Origin of the sequence: Paenibacillus sp. FSL R10-2782, assembly GCF_038592985.1 — a bacterium.
Taxonomy (GTDB): domain Bacteria; phylum Bacillota; class Bacilli; order Paenibacillales; family Paenibacillaceae; genus Paenibacillus; species Paenibacillus terrae_C.
Genome location: NZ_CP151951.1, coordinates 2,012,906 through 2,031,104, shown reverse-complemented (window position 1 = coordinate 2,031,104; position 18,199 = coordinate 2,012,906). Strand labels below are relative to the sequence as shown.

At 46.3% G+C, this 18,199-nt stretch carries 19 protein-coding genes and 1 other annotated feature; of the genes, 7 read left to right on the top strand and 12 right to left on the bottom strand.

Annotated elements, in window-relative coordinates; translation table 11 throughout:
* The first annotated feature begins 20 nt into the window (after nucleotides 1-20).
* From NST83_RS09470 to NST83_RS09455, 4 genes are all read left to right on the top strand, one after another.
* Nucleotides 21-632, top strand: coding sequence for a DUF2239 family protein (locus NST83_RS09470; RefSeq protein ID WP_342417419.1), 612 nt, complete (start codon nucleotides 21-23; stop codon nucleotides 630-632).
* Nucleotides 633-687: 55 nt separating this feature from the next.
* Nucleotides 688-1,128, top strand: a complete 441-nt coding sequence (locus NST83_RS09465) for a DUF1330 domain-containing protein (RefSeq protein WP_342417418.1) — start codon at nucleotides 688-690, stop codon at nucleotides 1,126-1,128.
* 18 nt (nucleotides 1,129-1,146) lie between these two features.
* Nucleotides 1,147-2,037 carry an alpha/beta hydrolase gene (locus tag NST83_RS09460; protein ID WP_342417417.1) on the top strand — a complete coding sequence of 297 codons (891 nt, stop codon included), beginning with the start codon at nucleotides 1,147-1,149 and terminating at the stop codon, nucleotides 2,035-2,037.
* Between the two features lie 606 nt (nucleotides 2,038-2,643).
* Nucleotides 2,644-2,802, top strand: a complete 159-nt coding sequence (locus NST83_RS09455) for an ankyrin repeat domain-containing protein (RefSeq protein ID WP_342417416.1) — start codon at nucleotides 2,644-2,646, stop codon at nucleotides 2,800-2,802.
* 24 nt (nucleotides 2,803-2,826) lie between these two features.
* Here the strand turns inward: NST83_RS09455 and NST83_RS09450 are convergent, their stop codons facing one another.
* The 8 genes from NST83_RS09450 to NST83_RS09415 all read right to left on the bottom strand — a co-directional run bounded on the left by NST83_RS09450 (nucleotide 2,827) and on the right by NST83_RS09415 (nucleotide 12,260).
* Nucleotides 2,827-3,252 carry a VOC family protein gene (locus NST83_RS09450; protein WP_342417415.1) on the bottom strand — a complete coding sequence of 142 codons (426 nt, stop codon included), beginning with the start codon at nucleotides 3,250-3,252 and terminating at the stop codon, nucleotides 2,827-2,829.
* A 131-nt stretch (nucleotides 3,253-3,383) separates the two neighbouring features.
* A complete protein-coding gene (locus NST83_RS09445) occupies nucleotides 3,384-3,914 on the bottom strand; it encodes a GrpB family protein (RefSeq protein ID WP_342417912.1) in 531 nt (176 codons plus the stop codon).
* 284 nt (nucleotides 3,915-4,198) lie between these two features.
* Nucleotides 4,199-6,286, bottom strand: coding sequence for a class I SAM-dependent methyltransferase (locus NST83_RS09440; RefSeq protein WP_342417414.1), 2,088 nt, complete (start codon nucleotides 6,284-6,286; stop codon nucleotides 4,199-4,201).
* Between the two features lie 305 nt (nucleotides 6,287-6,591).
* Nucleotides 6,592-7,563, bottom strand: a complete 972-nt coding sequence (locus tag NST83_RS09435) for a family 43 glycosylhydrolase (RefSeq protein ID WP_342417413.1) — start codon at nucleotides 7,561-7,563, stop codon at nucleotides 6,592-6,594.
* A gap of 41 nt (nucleotides 7,564-7,604) precedes the next feature.
* Nucleotides 7,605-8,990: an arabinan endo-1,5-alpha-L-arabinosidase gene (locus NST83_RS09430; RefSeq protein ID WP_342417412.1), complete on the bottom strand. Its 1,386-nt coding sequence runs from the start codon at nucleotides 8,988-8,990 to the stop codon at nucleotides 7,605-7,607.
* Nucleotides 8,991-9,064: 74 nt separating this feature from the next.
* Nucleotides 9,065-9,907, bottom strand: coding sequence for a carbohydrate ABC transporter permease (locus tag NST83_RS09425; RefSeq protein WP_025685474.1), 843 nt, complete (start codon nucleotides 9,905-9,907; stop codon nucleotides 9,065-9,067).
* A 27-nt stretch (nucleotides 9,908-9,934) separates the two neighbouring features.
* On the bottom strand, nucleotides 9,935-10,825 hold the full coding sequence (locus tag NST83_RS09420; protein WP_025685473.1) for a sugar ABC transporter permease: 891 nt from the start codon (nucleotides 10,823-10,825) through the stop codon (nucleotides 9,935-9,937).
* Nucleotides 10,826-10,916: 91 nt separating this feature from the next.
* A complete protein-coding gene (locus NST83_RS09415; RefSeq protein WP_342417411.1) occupies nucleotides 10,917-12,260 on the bottom strand; it encodes a sugar ABC transporter substrate-binding protein in 1,344 nt (447 codons plus the stop codon).
* 510 nt (nucleotides 12,261-12,770) lie between these two features.
* Between NST83_RS09415 and NST83_RS09410 the strand changes: the two genes are divergently transcribed.
* Complete coding sequence (locus NST83_RS09410) at nucleotides 12,771-13,700, top strand: winged helix-turn-helix transcriptional regulator (protein ID WP_342417410.1); 930 nt, start codon at nucleotides 12,771-12,773, stop codon at nucleotides 13,698-13,700.
* A 57-nt stretch (nucleotides 13,701-13,757) separates the two neighbouring features.
* On the opposite strand, the gene NST83_RS09405 is transcribed toward NST83_RS09410, so the two are convergent.
* Both NST83_RS09405 and NST83_RS09400 read right to left on the bottom strand, forming a co-directional pair.
* A complete protein-coding gene (locus tag NST83_RS09405) occupies nucleotides 13,758-14,468 on the bottom strand; it encodes a DUF1361 domain-containing protein (RefSeq protein ID WP_342417409.1) in 711 nt (236 codons plus the stop codon).
* Between the two features lie 125 nt (nucleotides 14,469-14,593).
* The gene (locus NST83_RS09400; RefSeq protein WP_342417408.1) at nucleotides 14,594-15,199 is read right to left on the bottom strand and encodes a DUF1349 domain-containing protein; all 606 of its coding nucleotides are present in this window, start codon (nucleotides 15,197-15,199) and stop codon (nucleotides 14,594-14,596) included.
* A gap of 192 nt (nucleotides 15,200-15,391) precedes the next feature.
* Nucleotides 15,392-15,630: a binding site (T-box leader), on the top strand.
* Nucleotides 15,631-15,672: 42 nt separating this feature from the next.
* On the opposite strand from NST83_RS09400, the gene NST83_RS09395 reads away from it, so the two are divergent.
* The gene (locus NST83_RS09395; RefSeq protein ID WP_342417407.1) at nucleotides 15,673-16,857 is read left to right on the top strand and encodes an aminotransferase class I/II-fold pyridoxal phosphate-dependent enzyme; all 1,185 of its coding nucleotides are present in this window, start codon (nucleotides 15,673-15,675) and stop codon (nucleotides 16,855-16,857) included.
* A gap of 104 nt (nucleotides 16,858-16,961) precedes the next feature.
* Here the strand turns inward: NST83_RS09395 and NST83_RS09390 are convergent, their stop codons facing one another.
* A complete protein-coding gene (locus NST83_RS09390; RefSeq protein ID WP_342417406.1) occupies nucleotides 16,962-17,309 on the bottom strand; it encodes an NUDIX hydrolase in 348 nt (115 codons plus the stop codon).
* Here NST83_RS09390 and NST83_RS09385 point away from each other — a divergent pair.
* Nucleotides 17,302-17,625, top strand: coding sequence for an iron-sulfur cluster biosynthesis family protein (locus NST83_RS09385; RefSeq protein ID WP_137062594.1), 324 nt, complete (start codon nucleotides 17,302-17,304; stop codon nucleotides 17,623-17,625). The genes NST83_RS09390 and NST83_RS09385 overlap by 8 nt on opposite strands.
* Before the next feature lie 3 nt (nucleotides 17,626-17,628).
* Here the strand turns inward: NST83_RS09385 and NST83_RS09380 are convergent, their stop codons facing one another.
* On the bottom strand, nucleotides 17,629-18,183 hold the full coding sequence (locus NST83_RS09380; RefSeq protein WP_342417405.1) for a GrpB family protein: 555 nt from the start codon (nucleotides 18,181-18,183) through the stop codon (nucleotides 17,629-17,631).
* Nucleotides 18,184-18,199: the final 16 nt, after the last annotated feature.

The window sequence follows — 18,199 nt, the reverse complement described above, 5'->3', positions numbered from 1 at the left end:
CAATCAGAGAGGAGGTCAGCATGAGTAATGCCCTAACGCACTTTTACTGCACGGCATTTTTGGGTGTGGGAGTCGTCGCCAGTGGTTCGTTACAGCACGTTGTTACTACAGTGAAGGATGCTCTGGATGACAGAGACCTCACACAGTTGCTTATATTTGACGATTCCACAGGGAAGCCAATAGATGTTGATTTTCGTGAGAAGACAGATGATGTGCTCAAACGATTAGGAGAACAGTTAGGTGACCTACCCGGTACGGAAGTGAATCACCAGCCTATACGGCGGGTCGGTCGACCCAAGCTGGGGGTTGTATCCGGTGAGGTTACGTTATTGCCACGGCATTGGGAATGGCTCAAGAGTCAACCTGGAGGGGCGTCGGTAACATTACGAAAACTCATTGATGAGGCTCGCCGTGCTGGAGAAAAACAGAGCAATATCCGAGAGTCACAAGAAGCAACATATAACTTCATGACAGCTATGGCCGGGAACTTCCATCAATACGAAGAAGCTCTGCGGGCACTGTATGCTGGTGATTTGGGTCGTTTTTACCACTTCATTGATGACTGGGCACCTGATATCAGAAACCATGTCAAAAAATTATCCGCTAATGCATTCCCTGAAGGGAACTTATGAATGAGAGCATATGGAGGCGTAAATATTTAAAAAAGGAACTACGAAAGGAGCCGCTATGAAAGAGTTTGAATCTATTCGTTACATCGAACCATCGCAACGCGCTGGCATGAGGTTTATGCAACGAGGCATTGAGGGCAGCATCGTCATGTTGAACCTGCTGCGTTTTCGTGATGTTGCCGATTACACAGCCAATCCCGAACTAACACCGGAGGTCCCAATCAGCGGTGCCGAAGCTTTCAACCGCTACATTGAGCACACCCTCCCATTTCTCCGTGAAAGCGGAGGTGAAGTGCTGTTTCTTGGCGATGGCGGAGAGTTTCTTATCGGACCCGAAGACGAAAGATGGGATCTTGTTATGCTGATCCGCCAGAGCAGCGCGCAGTCTTTTCTTGCTTTTTCAAGTCATCAAGACTACCTGGCTGGTATCGGGCATCGGACTGCAGCGGTCGAAGATTCACGCCTTCTGCCTATGACAGAATTTCCGATATCGAATTAATTGGAGGAGAAGACGATCATGAACATCCTGAAAGTAAACGGCATCAATTTGGCCTATGACAGTTTCGGTAACGAAAATGACGAGGCTATTATCCTAATCGCCGGGCTTGGAACCCAGATGATCCGATGGACGGTTTCGTTTTGTCGGATATTAGCAGCGCGGGGCTTTCGCGTGATTCGCTTTGACAATCGCGACGTAGGTTGCTCGACGCACTTTAGCCATTATCAGACGCTAGATTTTGACGCACTGGCGACTGCTCTCATGTCGGGACAGCGACCGGACATCCCTTACACTCTCGATGACATGTCCAACGACGCTATCGAACTGCTAAACGCCCTTTCAATTGACCAGGCACATTTCGTTGGCAGGTCGATGGGCGGAATGATCGCCCAGATTGCAGCCAGTGAATACCCTGAACGGGTTTTATCACTCACTTCCATCATGTCCAGTTCCGGTAATGCTGCCCTTCCGCAATCTTCCCCGGAAGTCATGGCGATGATGACTACACCGGCGCCGAACCCATTTGAGAATGAAGCAGGATTTTTGACGCACAGCCTCGCTTTTGCCAAACGCATCGCCGGCACCGGCTATCCGTTTGAAGAGGACGCTTATCGGGCGCTCATTCTGGAGGAAGTCCAGCGAGCCTACGATCCAGGCAGTGTCGGACGACAAATTGCTGCGATCGCTGTCTCCGGTGACCGACGTCCGCGGCTGGCGACCATAAAAGTACCAGCACTTGTCATTCATGGGGTGGACGATCCCCTGTTCGTCCCAGCATGTGGCGAGGACACGGCTTCTGCCATCCCGGGCGCCGAGCTAATGTTGGTTGACGGCATGGGACACGATCTGCCGCACCAACTGTACAAAGTAATCGCTGATGGCATAGAGCGAACAGCTCGTCGCAATTAACACGTGCTTCCTGAATAGCAACCAGCCGGAGTCCCGCGGTGTCCAATGGGGCTGAGTAGGCCCAGGGACGCATCGCTAATCAATTTGCACCCTTGGCGCATACGACCCGGGTGGAAGCGGCGGTTCTCTTGGAACGGTTGTTAAAGCAGTTCCATTTCATCCATTAACGGGGCTTCCTGACAGAGACTCCATTTGAACGTATATGTAGAAATGATCGAATAAGCACCGGTTCATGATAACATCGTGAGCCGGTGCTTTTTCTGTGGGGATTTTTCCAAACAGACGATGGTCAGATTCAGAAATGAATTATTCAAGTAACGGGAAACGATAGTTAAACATACAGGGTTCCACATTGTTTTTTTTAACGGTCATGAGTGCTTTTATCTTGCCGTTTAATCATTCGTTTGAATCCATCGTTTTTTATTTGGCTTTGCCCATTTTTTTAGGATGGCTGGCGTTACTTTTATGGTCAGGGTTCGGCTCGATTTTCAAAAGTTCTTTGCTAAACATGACAAGTCATTTCGATTAATTATGTGTTTGTTGTTGATATACTCAGCGATAAGTATTTTTATTTAAAACTAACGAGGGGATAAATCCTTTCTCCTTGTGTCCCACCAGGCCAGAACCGCCATTCAGGATAGCGATGGTCATACTTGTCTGCATATGGCTGCATATCATCACGATCAACCGGAAATCATTCGCCTGTTAATGGAGAAACCTCTTGAACGAGGATTCATACAAAAAACAGCCAGATCGCCAAGGTAGCGAAATCAGGCCGTTTTCCATTGTTTAAGGCCGACCCTCCGTGAAAATTTGAAAGGTAATACCAAACTTGTCTGTTACATTCCCATAAGCAGGACTAAAATGGGTTTCTTGCAAAGCCATCCCCACCTGTCCCCCTTGCTGGAGAGCGTCAAACATTTTTTGGGATTGCTCGACACTGTCGGTGGTAATACAGATGCTCACCTGATTCCCGCTGTTAAACGGCGAACCAGGAAAGGTGTCGGAAAACATAAGCTCCGTCTCACCGACTTTGAGAGTGGCATGTCCCACACGTTCCTTGACCTCTGCGGGAATGGGGAATTCCGGATTTTCAGGCATTTCACCGAAGGTTTGGATAAAAAGCAGTTGGGCATCCAATGCCTTTTCATAAAATTCGATTGCTTCTTTTGCATTTCCATCCATCGTGATGTAAGGAATCAAACGTTTTGACATTTTCAACACAACTCCTTCATTTTTAAAGCTATCCTGTCATTTCACCTGTATTATATGCAAAAAGTGTTAAGAAAACAGAGTTGTTTGTTATCTTTCTTCTACCGATACGCCAAGCTGCTCCAGTTCTTTCGTCATTCCTCCTTCTTAAATTTTTCAAGCTTCGCCTGCTTAATCACCTGCCGAATGAACGGCCCTTTGGCCTCGGTATACGCTTGACGATCATATTTGAACTGCTGCACCAATTCTTTTTTCAGAGCATCATACCCCGACAAGCTCTCCGGGTGCGTTTTTAAGTAATTCCGAAACAATAGATGGTTCACCCAGTGCTCCCCTTGATACTTGTAAATATGTAAATGATGGGTTCCTACTCCCCATTCTCCACGACGAAAAAAAGCTCTCTCCGGAAAATCAGGCTTATGTACATATTCATACTGAATACGAAGCAAGCGCTCCCGATGTTCGGACTGAACCCTTGCCAAATCTTCTACCCCAACCATAATATCAATAATCGCCTTGGCTCCAAGGCCAGGAACGGATGTGCTCCCAATATGCTCTATGCCCATACTAATATCTCCGAGAGTCTCTGCGATTTTTGTCCGCTCATATGAATACTCTTTTACCCACTGCGGGTCATATTGCGATATCTCCACATGCGAGGACATCACGAACACGCCTCCCTTCATTGGTAGCAAAAAAAGGTATACCCAATATTCATAGAATGTTCTCTCTTAGTATATCATTTTCAAAATCACTTTTTCCATAATTATGGTACATTAAATCGGAAGTAACTTGTGAACGAACAGACAGGATGTCTGTTTCTTTTACAAATGAATCAATTGTCTAATAAAATGTAAAAAGCCTTCTGACCGCATTAGACGCAAATCAGAAGGCTTTCTTACATTTTATCAGTCTCACTCGATAACAAAACAAAGCATACTAACCTACTCTATTGCGGCTTCTCAATCACAATCAGACAGGTGCTATCCGGCAGGGGAACAGGCTGACCCTGCTCATCGGTAAATTCAATACGCCCGGCCAGCGCTTCCGCATAGCCCTCCTGCAGATAATGACGGCTCTCCCGGATTATTGCCTGCGATCCAAGCGTGCGACGAATACACTCTTCATACTGTGAAGGGGTAAAATACCCAAACTGCTCCTGCACTTCATGCACATAGGCTTCCGCTCCCCACGTGTAGGTGTACAGAAATTCCATCGCATCGTTCACAGGCAAAATAGCCTCATGCTCACTCACACGCTCGACTTCAATGTGGCGACCTGCAAAATCCTCGGCATATCGCAGCAACCATTCCATTCCGTCCGGCTCCAGGAACCGGATTCGTCTGCGCTGTTCTGCCGGTTCGGTCATAATGCCGTCACGGATAATGATACGTCCGCCCGGTGCCAGCACATGATAGGCGCTTTGCAAAGCAGCCTCCACCGTATGCAGATTGAACCGGGCTCCATCCCGTTCAATGTAAGAATACAGCTCGTGGAGAATGGAAGAAAAAATGACCGTGTCCATGCTCCCCGGTTCTATAAATTCCTCCAGTTGGAGAGCATCTCCTTTAATCACATCCCAGCGGTGGCCCTCCAATTGCTTTTTACGTTTGAGTGCTTCAATAACATTCACAGAAATATCGAGTCCCAGCGGCTTCACGTCCGGTATCTCCTGTTCAATCAGATCCAGCAGCACCCCCCCGCCAGGTCCGATATCCAGTACACGAGTCCCCGTCACATAATCCAGAATGACCTTTTTGTAATCCACAGTTTGATTCATATCCGTAAGGTATGTTTCCTCATTGTGAAAACGATCATAAGCATCACGACGCAAGCCGAACAGGTCAAACAGTAATAATATAGCTTTGTCATACAAAGGCGTTTTTTCCGCCTCGATGCAAAAGTCGATCAGCTTCTCAGCCGCAGATGAAAAATGAAAATTGAAAAATACGGTACTCGGCAGTTCCTCTTTATGCTCCACGATCACATTCAAATGAGGATTCTGCTTCCGTTTTCCTTGCAAGATATCCTGCCAGGATAGCGCATGTAAATATTTCTCAATCATTCGTTTTTTGTATATATTAATTTTCTTGATACCTCGATAGTCATAATGCATCGTGTTCATGAGGGATTCAAAGCTGATATGTCGCACCGTTGCAGGCAATTCCTGTCCCGTACCATCCCGTAACGCAAGTAAAAATACCTTCACCAGCTCCGGAAGCGAAAAATCCTGTAAAGCCGACTCCACATACCAAAGCGTTCGATTCTCCAACGGAGCCAACGCCTTATCTACATTCAACTCGCGCTCCAGCTCGGCGTAAGCCTGCTCGAAGGGTTCCCCTTCATGAATAGAAACCGACCGTAATCTCTCCAATCGTTCCTTCACACTCCAGGCCACAGGCGCGTTATCCCAGGCGATCCAGCCAATCAGTTGCTCCACTTCACTCCGTACCTGCTCCCATAACTCAGGGTCTACCCCGGCGATAATGCACTCATTTAGCGCACGTAAGGCAAGCTCCAGTTCTTCGTGGCTTAACCAGCCCTTACGGGTAATTTCCAGCAGCGCCCGATTTTCCGCAAAAGGAATTTCACCCCGTATATACTGTCCGATTAATCCATGGGTCTCTATCAGAATCCGAGTCATAGTGTTGCGGGGGAACACCGGTTTCTCCGCTTGAGCCTGTCTGACGTACAGCTGGGCGGAACCAATATTATGCACAAATAAATTGATGCCCTCCTGCTGCCAACGCAGCCGTTCGCGGACTGTGCCTCCTTTGGCCGTCTCAGACCATACCAGCACGTCTTCCAGTAGCTCCTTAATCCAGAAAGACAATGGAAGCCCGTCCAAAATAAGCAACGTACGCTCCACATAATCCAGTACAGGATTAGCTTCCTTTAACTCCCCTATAGAGTGGATTCGTTCCAGGTTCACAATGCGCTCCTCAGCCGAAACGAGCAGCTTGAGCCAAGTCGGCGTATCCCAGGCCAGATCGTTTTCTTTCCGATAGTTGGCAATGGCTTTTAACGATTGCAGCATTTTTCCTCACCTCGATTGATTCGGATTCGGTAAATACGTGTAGATAAGAGCCTTGTATAAAATACACTTTACCATACATTTATTGTTTACATCCCGTGGAAAATATTAAACTTTTTTAACAATCATAAACCGAGTTTTTGAAAAGGGTTTTTCCGCTGCCACGAAAAAAAAGATATCTCCCAGCCTTACGGCTTAGAAGATATCTAATCACCCTTGTTATGCGTAGTGAATCTATCATTTCCTGCATTGTTCAGAAAACTGCGTCGCTGTTATACAACACGCCACTCCTGTAACATTCGTATCGCTTATTTACCGACAGGAACTCCATCCGATACCGGAATGCCAAAATGAGGCGTCCCATCCTCGTGCCAATTCAACGGCTGTACACGTGTATGGCGATTCGGGTCATATAGCGGGTCACCCGTAATTTCCTTGTAGTTCCGTGCATGATACACGATGACATCATTACCGTCAGCCCCAACCGTAAAGCTGTTATGACCCGGTCCAAACTGGCCCGTTTCCTCATTCGTGCAGAATACCGGCTCAGGTGATTTCGCCCATGATTTCGGGTCGAGCAGGTCTGCATTCTCGTCTGCAGTCAGCAGTCCCATGCAATAATTGTAGTCAGTCGCGCTGGCTGAATAGCTGATAAAGATTCGTCCGTTCCGTTTCAGAACTGCCGCTCCTTCATTTACCTTAAAACCGATGACTTCCCAATCATATTCAGGGGTCGAGATCATTACCTGCTCACCGCGCAGCGTCCACGGATTGCTCATTTCAGAAATGTACAGATTGGAATTGCCGACAATGTCCGGGTCCTTCTGTGCCCATACATAATACAAAACTCCATGATGCTGGAAGGCTGTTCCATCAAGCGAGAATGTTTCCCAACGGGTTTTGATCTGCCCCTTTTCCACCCATTCTCCTTCCAGTGGGTTGGCCGAAGCATTTTCCAGCACGAACATACGGTGGTCAAACAGACCTTCCTTCGTTTCAGTAGTGCGAGCTGCTGCAAAATAAATGTACCATTTACCATCAATAAAATGAATTTCCGGTGCCCAAATGTTGGCGCTTAACGGACCTGTTTCATATTTATGCCACACGGCGACAGGCTCTGCTTTATTTAGTCCCTGTATAGTAAGTGCCCGCCGAACCTCAATACGATCATACTCGGGTACGGACCCGGTAAAGTAATAATATCCGTCACTATGCTTGTAAATCCAAGGGTCTGCCCGTTGCTCAATAACCGGATTAATAAAAGGTATAGGTTGATTCATAGTTCTTCTCTCCTCTATATATAAGTATGTAGTTCATACAATTAATCGCCGATACGCTTACCCCAAATGGAAATCCCCTTGTCGTCCATACCTGTAAAAACTAGAGTGTGACGACCCAACTCCCAGTCCCATGAAGGAAGCAATAACAGTTGCTCCTTGGTCCCAACGGACGTATCGCTCCAATCCATTGTTAAAGTACGCTTGCCGTCAAAGCTCCACTGGCCTTCAAGCATTCCGCTGGTTGCCCGACCTCCATCTTCCAGACGAAGCGGTTCAGCTTCCACTTGACCGTCCACTTCCTGCTTCATCACGATGCGTTCCCAACTGCCGGATAATAATCTTTGAGGTATATCCTGCTCCTGCTCGCCCGCATACCGTTCCGGCGATACGACAGGCCAGCCCTCAGCGGTCCATGATATTTTACGTACATGCAGATACGGCCATCGCTTATCCGTCTCTCCCCGTGCATGATGCACGATATAATAATCCTCTCCGTCCTTCAGAACGGAATTGTGACCTGGCGCAACCCAGCCTTCTCCTTCGCTGAACCGATAGCCACCCAATACCTTGTTTCCGATCTCATATTGGGGCAAATAGCTGGTATCTGCCATATCATGTCCATTGATATCCACATACGGACCTGTAATCGAATCCGAGCGGGCAACGCGTACATTATAGTCCTCGAACAAAGAATCATATGAGACAAACAAGTAATATTTGCGGAATGCGGGATTGTACACAATGTATGGCCCTTCCACAGCACCATCCTCTGTTGCTCGATCTCTGGCGGCAATATTTTTCCCGTAGCTAGACTCCTTCAGCTTTCCAGTCTGGGGATCAAGTGGCGTAATATAAATGCCTCCAAAAAACGAGCCGTATACCATCCACGGATTCCCCTCCGCATCCAGCACCGGATTGGCATCAATTGCATTCAGCTTGTCATGCTCCTTCGTTTTAACGACCAGCCCTTCATCCTTCCACGGGCCTTCCGGCGAGCTTGATGTCTGCAATCCGATGGCTGACCGTGTGCTGCCAAAAGTAGAAGCTGAATAATACATCCGATAGATATCACCCATTTTAATAACGTCCGGTGCCCACAGATTGGTTGCTGACGACCATGCCTCTGCTTCTTTTGGAATGCCAGGCAGCGCATACTGCACCCAGTTCCAGTGGATCAGGTCGGTTGATTTACGCACCATGACCCCCGGTCTTAGCTCTCCGCCTGCCTTTACATCCGTGGAGTAGACATAATAGCCCTGATCTGTTTTGATAATCGCAGGATCATGCGCATTGTTAATCGTCCAGCGCTGCTCATCATTTATCGTACTTGGATCATACAAGTGATCGGGAGGCGGAGCCTGCGGATACACAGGGTCCGGGGTTTTATTCTCACAGCCGGATAGGCCCAGCATAAGCAGCATCACCATAACTGTTATCTCCCTCCTTCCTTTAGATTTGTGATTGCCTTGCATCATTCATCCGTGCCCTCCAGTGGCTACACTTAACCTTTGACACCGGAAATAGCAACCGACTCAATAATCTGTTTCTGGAAGATCAGGAATATAATCAGCACAGGTAACAAAGCGACTATAGAAGCTGCCATAATGAGCGGATAATCCGTCTGAATGGCATAGGTCGCATTAAAGTTCGCTATGACCAGCTGCAATGTTTGCGTTTCCGGTGAATTCAAATAAATAATAGGTGCCAGATAATCGTTCCAAATCCCCATGAACCATAAAATAAGCTGCGCGGCGATAGCTGGCTTAATGAGCGGGAACGTGATCGACGAGTAGAGTCGGAAATAAGAGCTTCCGTCAATTTTGGCAGCTTCGATAATGGCATCAGGTATGCTAAGTAAATACTGCCGCAGGAAAAAGATCATGACCACATTCCCAAACAGCCCCGGAACAATCAGCGGCAGAAGCGTGTCTACCCAACCGAGCTTGGAAAACATCATAAACTGTGGAATCATTACCGTCGGATACGGAATCATCATGGATGCGATCAGGGCCAGAAACAGCTTGTTTTTATGAGGAAATCTCAGCTTTGCGAAAGCAAAAGCGGCCACACTGGATGTAAAAGTACCAATAACGGTAACACTTACAGCCACAATCACACTGTTTTTAATCCCGCTGAGCAAGGGCCCTGCTTCCCAAATCTCCTTGTATTTACTGAACTGGAACACTTCTGGGATCCACACTGGCGGAAGAGCAAAAACATCCTGCTTTTCCTTAACCGAGGTGGACAGCATCCAGAGCAACGGTGCGATCATCACGATAGCTCCAATGGCCAGGGCAATAAAGATAATCGTATTGGTTACTTTTGTTCTTTGACTATGGGACATAATCAGACTCACTCCTTTCCGCGAAAATCAATCCCCATCAAAGGATGACTTTTCATTCATTTTGAATTGAATCAACGTTACGATAAAAATGAAGATGCCGAGAATCATAGCCATCGCGGAGGCATAGCCCATTTGCAGGTTTTTGAATGCCTTATCCCAAATATAGAAGACAATTGAGGCGGAGGAGTATTCTGGACCACCCGTTGGTGTCATAATGTTCATTTCGGTAAAAATTTGCGAACCGCCAATGATATTGGTTACGACCAGGAAAAAAGTTACTGGCTTCACCATTGGCCATGTAATGTTGCGGAACATTTGGAATCCGCTGGCTCCATCCAGCTCTGCCGCTTCATAATAGGAGCGAGATACACTTTGCAATGCCGCCAGATACAGCAACATGGTGTAGCCAAGTCCTTTCCAAACTGTCATGAGAATCAAAGCTGGCTTGACTGTATCCTTATCCATCAGCCAGTTCGGACCTTTAATGCCGAACAGTTCAAGGAATTGGTTCACCAGACCATAGTCTCCGTTATATGCCCAATTCCACATTATGGAAACGGCAGCCAACGAAGAAATAACCGGAATATAGTAGATCACACGAAATGTCGTCGTGCCTGGAATCTTGCGATTCAACCCCAGCGCCAGCAGTAAAGCTAGTACTAGACCAATCGGAATACCAAGCATTAAGAAAAAAGTATTGTACATAGATTTGTAAAAGAGCTCATCGCTAAATAAATCCCTAAAATTGTCGAGACCAATAAAGTTCATTTGTCCCAATCCGTCCCAATCTGTAAAAGAGCCGTATAAAGAATAGAGAAACGGGAACAACGTAAAGATTAGCAGACCGAGAATAGGAGGAAGGATAAATAAGTATCCATATATCTTCTCTTTGCGGTAGAGATTAGATTTGGTTATCACAGGGCTCACCTCTGTTTCTAATTTGGAATGAAGATGATGTCAGCAGCATGATATCAGCCACTAACATCATCCCTTATCCGCTATTTACGCATTATTTCTGTGATTTTTTTTCTTGCTCCACCGCTTTATCCAGCAGTTTCTGCATCTTTGGTTGTTCCTGTTTCACATAATCCGCTGCCGTAATCTTACCATCCAGCACAGGCTGGATATCAGTGAAGAAAATATCATACCATTCGGCGTTATACGTATAGTTGCCTGGCAACGAGCGACCATAGTCATTCACAATATCAATAAATTCTTGTTTGTTAACAGGCTTGGATTTCGTATCTTTGGCCCACTCATCCGCCATATCCAGCAGATTCGGAATTTGTACCTTTGCGTCTACGAGCTGCTTCATTCCTTCTTTGGAAGTCGTCAGATAGTTGACCAGAGCTACAGCTTCATCCGGGTACTTTGTTTTAGAGGAAACACCGATACCCAGAGAACCAATCCAAGTTGCCGATTTGCCAGTCGATCCTGCCGGGAAAGGCAACAGATCATATTCAAATGGCAGTTTTTCAAATGTACTCATATCCCAAGGACCTACCGGGAAGAATGCCATTTCGCCCTTCATCCAGCGTTGATAGGTATCCAGTGTTTGTGATTGTTCAATACCAGGTGTAATTTTATATTTGTTTTGCATATCAGCAAAGTACTGAAGCGCTTCCGCAAATTTCGGATCATCAATCGTTACTTTGGTTTTGCTCTCATCCAGCCAATCTGCCCCATTGCTCCATACAAAGGCTTGTAATGCCCACTGAACGTTAAAGCCTGTACCGTATTGATCTGGCTTGCCGTCACCATTTGTATCTTTGGTCAACTCTTGGCTGACCTTGATGAATTCATCCCATGTATACGGTTTGTCTTTATCAGGCAAGGGAACGCCCGCTTTTTCGAACATTGTCTTGTTGTAGCCGAGTGCGAATGGACCCAAGTCCTTCGGCATACCGTAAATATCTCCTTGACCGGCCATTTTGCCATCATAGCGATACAAATCCACACCGTATTTCCAAATGTTATCCAGATTTATATCCTTGTTCTTCTCAATGTAAGGGGTGAGGTCCTTCAGTACCCCACTGTTTACATAGGCTTTCACATCTCCAGGGTTAAAATAAAAGACATCTGGAAGATTATTTCCTGTGATCGCAGCTCTGAGCTTTGTAGCATATTGATCCGCGGCCGTCACGACCATTTTAACCTTGACGCCGGGATGCTCCTCTTCAAATTTCTTGATTACCTCCTTATAAGCCTTCTGCTCATCCGTTCCACCACGGAACATGAATGTCAGCTCCTTGCTTCCATCACTACTGGAGCTTCCTCCACTACAACCAGCCAGTGCAGCAACCATCAACAACAGCACAACCATTGTCAGTGCAAACCATTTTTTCTTCATCAAAGCGACCCCTCCTAAAATTGAAATGAAACCGCATACATATAGTGTTAAAATAAACTCATACCACTTGGCCTCTATTCACCTGTGCGGTACATCATCCTGTTGTTCACTCCAGCCTGTGATCATCATCCCTCTCATGCACCATATAATTAACATTTTTCTTTATCAATAATGTATTCGTTTACAAACAAAATATAGCATGCCGTTTAGCGGTTCGTCAATGTATTTCTAAATCTTTTTAAACAAATATAAAGCATAGATTTAAATAGCACAAAAAGCGAAATTGAATCGTATTTAAGTTCATTATAGCAATATAACCCAATAAAAAAACTTAAACACGTTTTAAATAAAAGAAAATACTAGCCTGTGGTTGATTTCACTCCTTTTTTTATTGTTGTGAAAGTAATTTACAGCAAAGTAGTTTACTTCTTTCTGATTTTATTTTAACATAAGTCAAAACAAATATATAAGCGCTTACATTACATTTTTTATAGATAAGGAAGGTATATAGATATGATTTATATTAAGGACTTAATGTCAGGGCTAGATATATTCAAAGCGCTCGGTTCGGAAATCCGCATCCAAATTCTGGAATTACTCGCCGCCCATCAAGGACAAAGTATGAATGACATCGCTAATAAGCTTGATCTGAGCAACGGTACAATTACAATGCATATTCGCAAGCTGGAGGAATGTGGACTTGTCGAGATCAATACCGTGAGCGGCAAGCACGGAACCCGAAAAATGTGCTATCTGAACAAGGAAAAGCTGATGGTGGACTTGCGCAGCAGAGAGCAGAAAAATGTGTACGAGGTTGAAATTCGCATCGGCCATTATAGTAACTATCAGGCAGTACCTACCTGCGGTTTGGTGACCAGAGACAGCATTATTGGCGATTTTGATGATCCCCGTTATTTTGCAGATCCCGGACGGCTGGACTCGGAAATGATATGGATGGCAGACGGGTTTCTGGAATATCGGATTCCCAACTATCTGAAAGAGAACCAATCCTTTACCGAAATTCAATTTTCCGCAGAGTTGGGTTCGGAAGCACCGGGTTATTGTGAGGAATACCCGTCCGATATTTGTTTTCATGTGAATGGCATTCCCATCGGTCACTGGACCAGCGCCGGAGACTTTGGAGAAGTTTCCGGGGTCCTAAATCCGGATTGGTGGCCACCACATTTGAACCAATATGGCATGCTCAAATTAATCCGCATCAATCAACATGGAAGCTTCATTGACGGATGTCGTATATCCGAAGTCACGATAGACGATATCGGGCTTAACTATAAAAGCGATATTACACTACGTGTATCCGTATCCGATCAGCCGCCGCACAAAGGGGGGCTCACCATTTTCGGCAAAGGATTTGGCAATTTCAATCAGGATCTGCTGGTGCGTGTGCTTTATGAAGAGCCCGGGGAGGACAACGATAGCTAATGATTCCCCCATATGTAAAAAGGCCGAAGCCGTATTCATGGAATACATATCCTCGGCCTAAGCGTGCTTCTCCTCACTTAAAGAGATATAGATCAACAGATAAAAAATGACCGCGATTCCAAACACCAGCCAGCTAAATGACAACAAATGAAGCCTTGCTCCGGCATGTACCACCCATTTCCAAACCTCCATCACGATCACTATGGGTTGCAACGCCATATCCCAGCTATTCCAGCGAGCAAATCTGCCGATATATACACCCACACTGGACAGCCACAGGAACATACAAACGATAGCCCACGCAAGCCAGCCGGAACAAACCTCTTTCAGCATATGGTGGATCATAAATATACAAATGGAAGTAAGAAAAAGACCCATCCCTGCTGCCGAAAAAGACGTAAATAAGATCAACCAAAATTGAGTATTCAGCCAAAAAAGCGAGTCAGGTTTCACATCATAAAAACGGAACGCATGCAGTAATTCAGTCAGCAAATAGAGTGCATTGGGCAGAAAAAACAACCATACGAATCCGGCAATTAATAAAAGCCCTCTTCTCACTTGGATGTTTCCCAGTCTGGATAAGATGATCATTCCCAGAGAAATGAAGACTGGAACCCACGCCAGAAATATATCCCAGTACAAAAATTGATACATTTTCGTCCCACTTGTGGACTGCACATACATAATCAATCCATAACAGCCCAACGTAGCTACAAGCAGCACACCCAATAAGCCGAGCAGCTTATATTTCTTCCCTTTAAACAGCAAACTCTCGTACAACCTCCATCTGAATATACGTATATACGTCCTTTTATAATCATATCACATGTTAAAAATGAAGCTCACAATTGTTATGCTGCCATACTTGTTTATGGAAATGCTCACCCCGTTTATTACACAGTTCGTATGTCCCCGGATACATGATTCTCCACAGTCAGGGCTTCAAAAATAACATCACAACCTTCTCCGACCGGAGATTGTGCAACGACCCCGACCTTTAGCTCCTTTGGAACTTCCAAGCCAAAATATCTCGCCAGCTTCCAATGCTGACCGTCTGATGAATAATGAAAGGCAAAGCAATTCCCGGCTCTTGCCACTCGCAAATACGGATTGGAAACGTCCATCGTCCCAGATATACAATCATCGGACGTATTCCGTGTGACCACACTAAGGATAGAGGGAGTGTTTTCAAAATATTCAAAGCACACCTTGGCCCAATGAGCATCATCTGCCATAATCATCAGGCATCCTGAATCATAAGGCTGCTTCATATCGACACGAACTCTTGTCCAGATTGTAAAATCTCCCTCAAGGGTGGTATGCAAAAAAGGAGCGGACGATTTTATGGCTGCGCCGGACGGATCTCTAAAAAAATCAGCCTGTGGTGGTGCAGACACATGTAAAAAATTAGAATCATCAGTCCCCCATACAGCCGGCTCATGCATCCAGCTCCATTCCGCAGGCAAAGCTTTACCACTAAAACGTTCAAATACGTTCATATAGACACCATCCCTCTCTAGCCAATATAGTGCAAATAGCACAGTGAAATTTGGGGGACAATCCCCCTTGATACCACTATATACGTTATCTTCCAGTCGTCAATGATGAAGCTCCTGTCTTTAAAGTTTATAAAAAAAGACTTGCCATCCTGAAATGTTGTGCTTATAATTACACCTAACTTGATACGGCAACAAATTTCAATGACGAGAACGAGTAAGCTATACAGCGGATTTGCAGAGAGTTGGGGCAGGTGAAAGCCAACATTCCGAGGGTAGCCGAACGCCATCTCCGAGAAGCGGGCTGAACCTGAAGTAAGCTCTGCCGCCTTTCCAGCGTTAACCGGAACACGTATTGATGGATACGTGAACAGAGTGTCATTTCTTATGGAATGAAACTAGGGTGGTAACACGGGTATAAACTCGTCCCTTTACAGGGGCGGGTTTTTTTGTTTTTCAAAAAGGAGGAAATCAATATGACAAACGTATCGACCACAGTATCTATAAGCGATTTTTTAACTCCAGCTGTACGGGAAATGCCGCCTTCAGGCATCCGTAAGTTTTTTGAATATAGTACGGGCAGAAAAGATATCGTTTCGCTTGGTGTCGGTGAACCGGACTTTGTGACCCCTCAGCATGTCAGAAAGGCTTGTATCCAAGCACTGGAAAATGGCAAGACCTCGTACACACCGAATGCTGGCCTTCCCGAGCTGCGTGAGGAGATTGCCGGGTATCTGGAGAGCAACTTTAACACGTCCTACAATCCGGCAAATGAAATCATGGTAACAATCGGTAGCAGTGAAGCACTGGATTTGGCGCTTCGTGCCCTGATTACGGAACACGATGAAATTCTTATTCCGGCTCCCTGCTATATTTCGTATTCACCGATCACGTTCCTGAATGGAGGGCATACCAGAACGGTTGAAACCTCTGCTAATCAGCAGTTCAAGCTGACGGCTGAAGCGCTCAAAGCCAAGCTGACTCCACGATCCAAAGTACTTATTCTCTGTTATCCGAACAACCCGACAGGTGGAGTGATGACCTATGAGGACTGGCTACCGATTGCCCGCTTGGTGGAGGAGCATAATCTAGTCGTGATCTCCGATGAAATTTATGGTGAACTGACCTACGGGCAAAAGCATGTAAGCTTCGCTTCGTTGCCGGGCATGAAAGAACGAACCCTGCTCATCAGCGGCTTTTCCAAAGCCTTTGCGATGACGGGTTGGAGAGTCGGCTATGTATGCGGTCCACAGGAGCTAATTGCAGCCATGCTGAAAATCCATCAATATACCGTGATGTGCGCTCCTATTATCGGGCAAATTGCCGCTATTGAGTCCCTGCGCCACGGGCTGGAGGAAAAAGACCGTATGATAGAATCGTACAATCAACGTAGAAAATGGTTTGTTGAAGGCTTGCGTCAGACCGGACTCCCCTGTCATGAACCGAATGGTGCCTTTTACACCTTTCCTTCCATTATGCACACGGGGTTAAGCTCGGAGCAGTTTGCCAAACGATTGCTGGAAGAAGAGGGTGTCATTACCGTACCCGGCTCCGCATTCGGACCGGGCGGCGAGGGCTTTATCCGCTGCTCGTACGCATCGTCGCAGGAACAACTGGAAATTGCCTTGGAGCGCATCAGCGTATTCTTGAAACGTCTGTAATCAGCTCTCCATATCGTGAAATGAACGAGCACTGGATAATGACTACTTTAGCAGCTCCTGAATAAGCGTTTTCTGGTGTGCTGGCAAACCTTCCGGCCATTCCCCTACACGACAATAACAAATGTCAGAGATTTCGGAGCTTGGTTGGAAAATACCGGGAATAACCCGGCCTGTAAAAATGAGATCACACGGTTCGGCGTCTGGCCAAATCTGGCTCGCGCCAGTGAGGTGATCTGTACCTCCAGCCCAGTTTCTTCCCGGACTTCACGCCGCAGTGCGGCTTCCGGCTGCTCCAGCTCCATCCAGCCACCGGGAATCCCCCACGGCTGCTTCCGGTATACGTGCTTTAATAGTAGCACTTCCCCGGCATCATTCGTAAAAATGCCCAACACAGCAACCAGAAATTTGTGTTGCGCCCGATACACAAAGGAGCGAAATGACATCATGAACATTCAAATCAGTCCACTGGCTGAACAGCGGCTTACACAAATTCTCGGTGATCAACCGGGCTATATCAAGCTTTTTTACGACACAGAGGGCTGCGGCTGTGATGGTATTACGGTACTAAAGATCGTCAACGCACCGGACAACGGCGATATAGAAGTACAGGCGGGAAGCTTGCCTTTTCTCGTTAGCGGGCAGCAGGCGATTTATTTTGAGGAATCCATGCGCCTTGATGCAGACGAGAAGTTCCCTTCTTATAAACTATCCAGCGATTCTACCTTCTATAGTAACAATGTGAAAACCCGGGATGTTCGGCCGTCCTAATCTTTAGGATGGTCCGGTATCCAGAACGTTGTGCACAAAATCGGTTTTAGCGTCCGTGTACGCTTCACGATCATGCTGATTTTCCATCGCCAGCTTCCTTTTTAATGCATCATATTGCTGAACCAGCTCAGGCCGTTCACGAAGACGGTTCCGAAACAACAATTGTTGATCCCAGTGCTCCTCATGTTTCAGCATGAGATGCAGATGTCCCTTTCTTTGATCCTGTTCCACTTTAACCAAAAATCTTCTCCATTCCCGACCATCCAGCTCAGGCGGAACATAGCTCCAACCTGCTGGTTGCAAAGCAAATACAATCTGTTCCAGCCTATCCCAGGATTCCAATTTTGCCATAATGTCTATAATGGGCTTGGCGGAAAGATTGGGAATTGCCGTGCTTCCTATGTGCTCCATTTCCGTCACCTTAAACGGCAGTAGCAGCTCCCGCAACTCGTGAATAACCTGCAAGCCCTGCTCTGACCAGTCAGGATCAGGATTCACTATTTTTACAGGCTCCGTAGCCCACACCGGCCAATGTTCCTGATTTTGCTCCTCATGCATACCTTATCCTCCTTAT

Bases quoted from the DNA above. Each gene is read 5' to 3' on its own strand.
- NST83_RS09470 (WP_342417419.1), top strand. From the start codon at position 21: ATGAGTAATGCCCTAACGCACTTTTACTGCACGGCATTTTTGGGTGTG.
- NST83_RS09465 (WP_342417418.1), top strand. From the start codon at position 688: ATGAAAGAGTTTGAATCTATTCGTTACATCGAACCATCGCAACGCGCT.
- NST83_RS09460 (WP_342417417.1), top strand. From the start codon at position 1,147: ATGAACATCCTGAAAGTAAACGGCATCAATTTGGCCTATGACAGTTTC.
- NST83_RS09450 (WP_342417415.1), bottom strand. From the start codon at position 3,252: ATGTCAAAACGTTTGATTCCTTACATCACGATGGATGGAAATGCAAAA.
- NST83_RS09445 (WP_342417912.1), bottom strand. From the start codon at position 3,914: ATGTCCTCGCATGTGGAGATATCGCAATATGACCCGCAGTGGGTAAAA.
- NST83_RS09440 (WP_342417414.1), bottom strand. From the start codon at position 6,286: ATGCTGCAATCGTTAAAAGCCATTGCCAACTATCGGAAAGAAAACGAT.
- NST83_RS09435 (WP_342417413.1), bottom strand. From the start codon at position 7,563: ATGAATCAACCTATACCTTTTATTAATCCGGTTATTGAGCAACGGGCA.
- NST83_RS09430 (WP_342417412.1), bottom strand. From the start codon at position 8,990: ATGGTGATGCTGCTTATGCTGGGCCTATCCGGCTGTGAGAATAAAACC.
- NST83_RS09425 (WP_025685474.1), bottom strand. From the start codon at position 9,907: ATGTCCCATAGTCAAAGAACAAAAGTAACCAATACGATTATCTTTATT.
- NST83_RS09410 (WP_342417410.1), top strand. From the start codon at position 12,771: ATGATTTATATTAAGGACTTAATGTCAGGGCTAGATATATTCAAAGCG.
- NST83_RS09400 (WP_342417408.1), bottom strand. From the start codon at position 15,199: ATGAACGTATTTGAACGTTTTAGTGGTAAAGCTTTGCCTGCGGAATGG.
- NST83_RS09395 (WP_342417407.1), top strand. From the start codon at position 15,673: ATGACAAACGTATCGACCACAGTATCTATAAGCGATTTTTTAACTCCA.
- NST83_RS09385 (WP_137062594.1), top strand. From the start codon at position 17,302: ATGAACATTCAAATCAGTCCACTGGCTGAACAGCGGCTTACACAAATT.
- NST83_RS09390 (WP_342417406.1), bottom strand. From the start codon at position 17,309: ATGTTCATGATGTCATTTCGCTCCTTTGTGTATCGGGCGCAACACAAA.
- NST83_RS09380 (WP_342417405.1), bottom strand. From the start codon at position 18,183: ATGCATGAGGAGCAAAATCAGGAACATTGGCCGGTGTGGGCTACGGAG.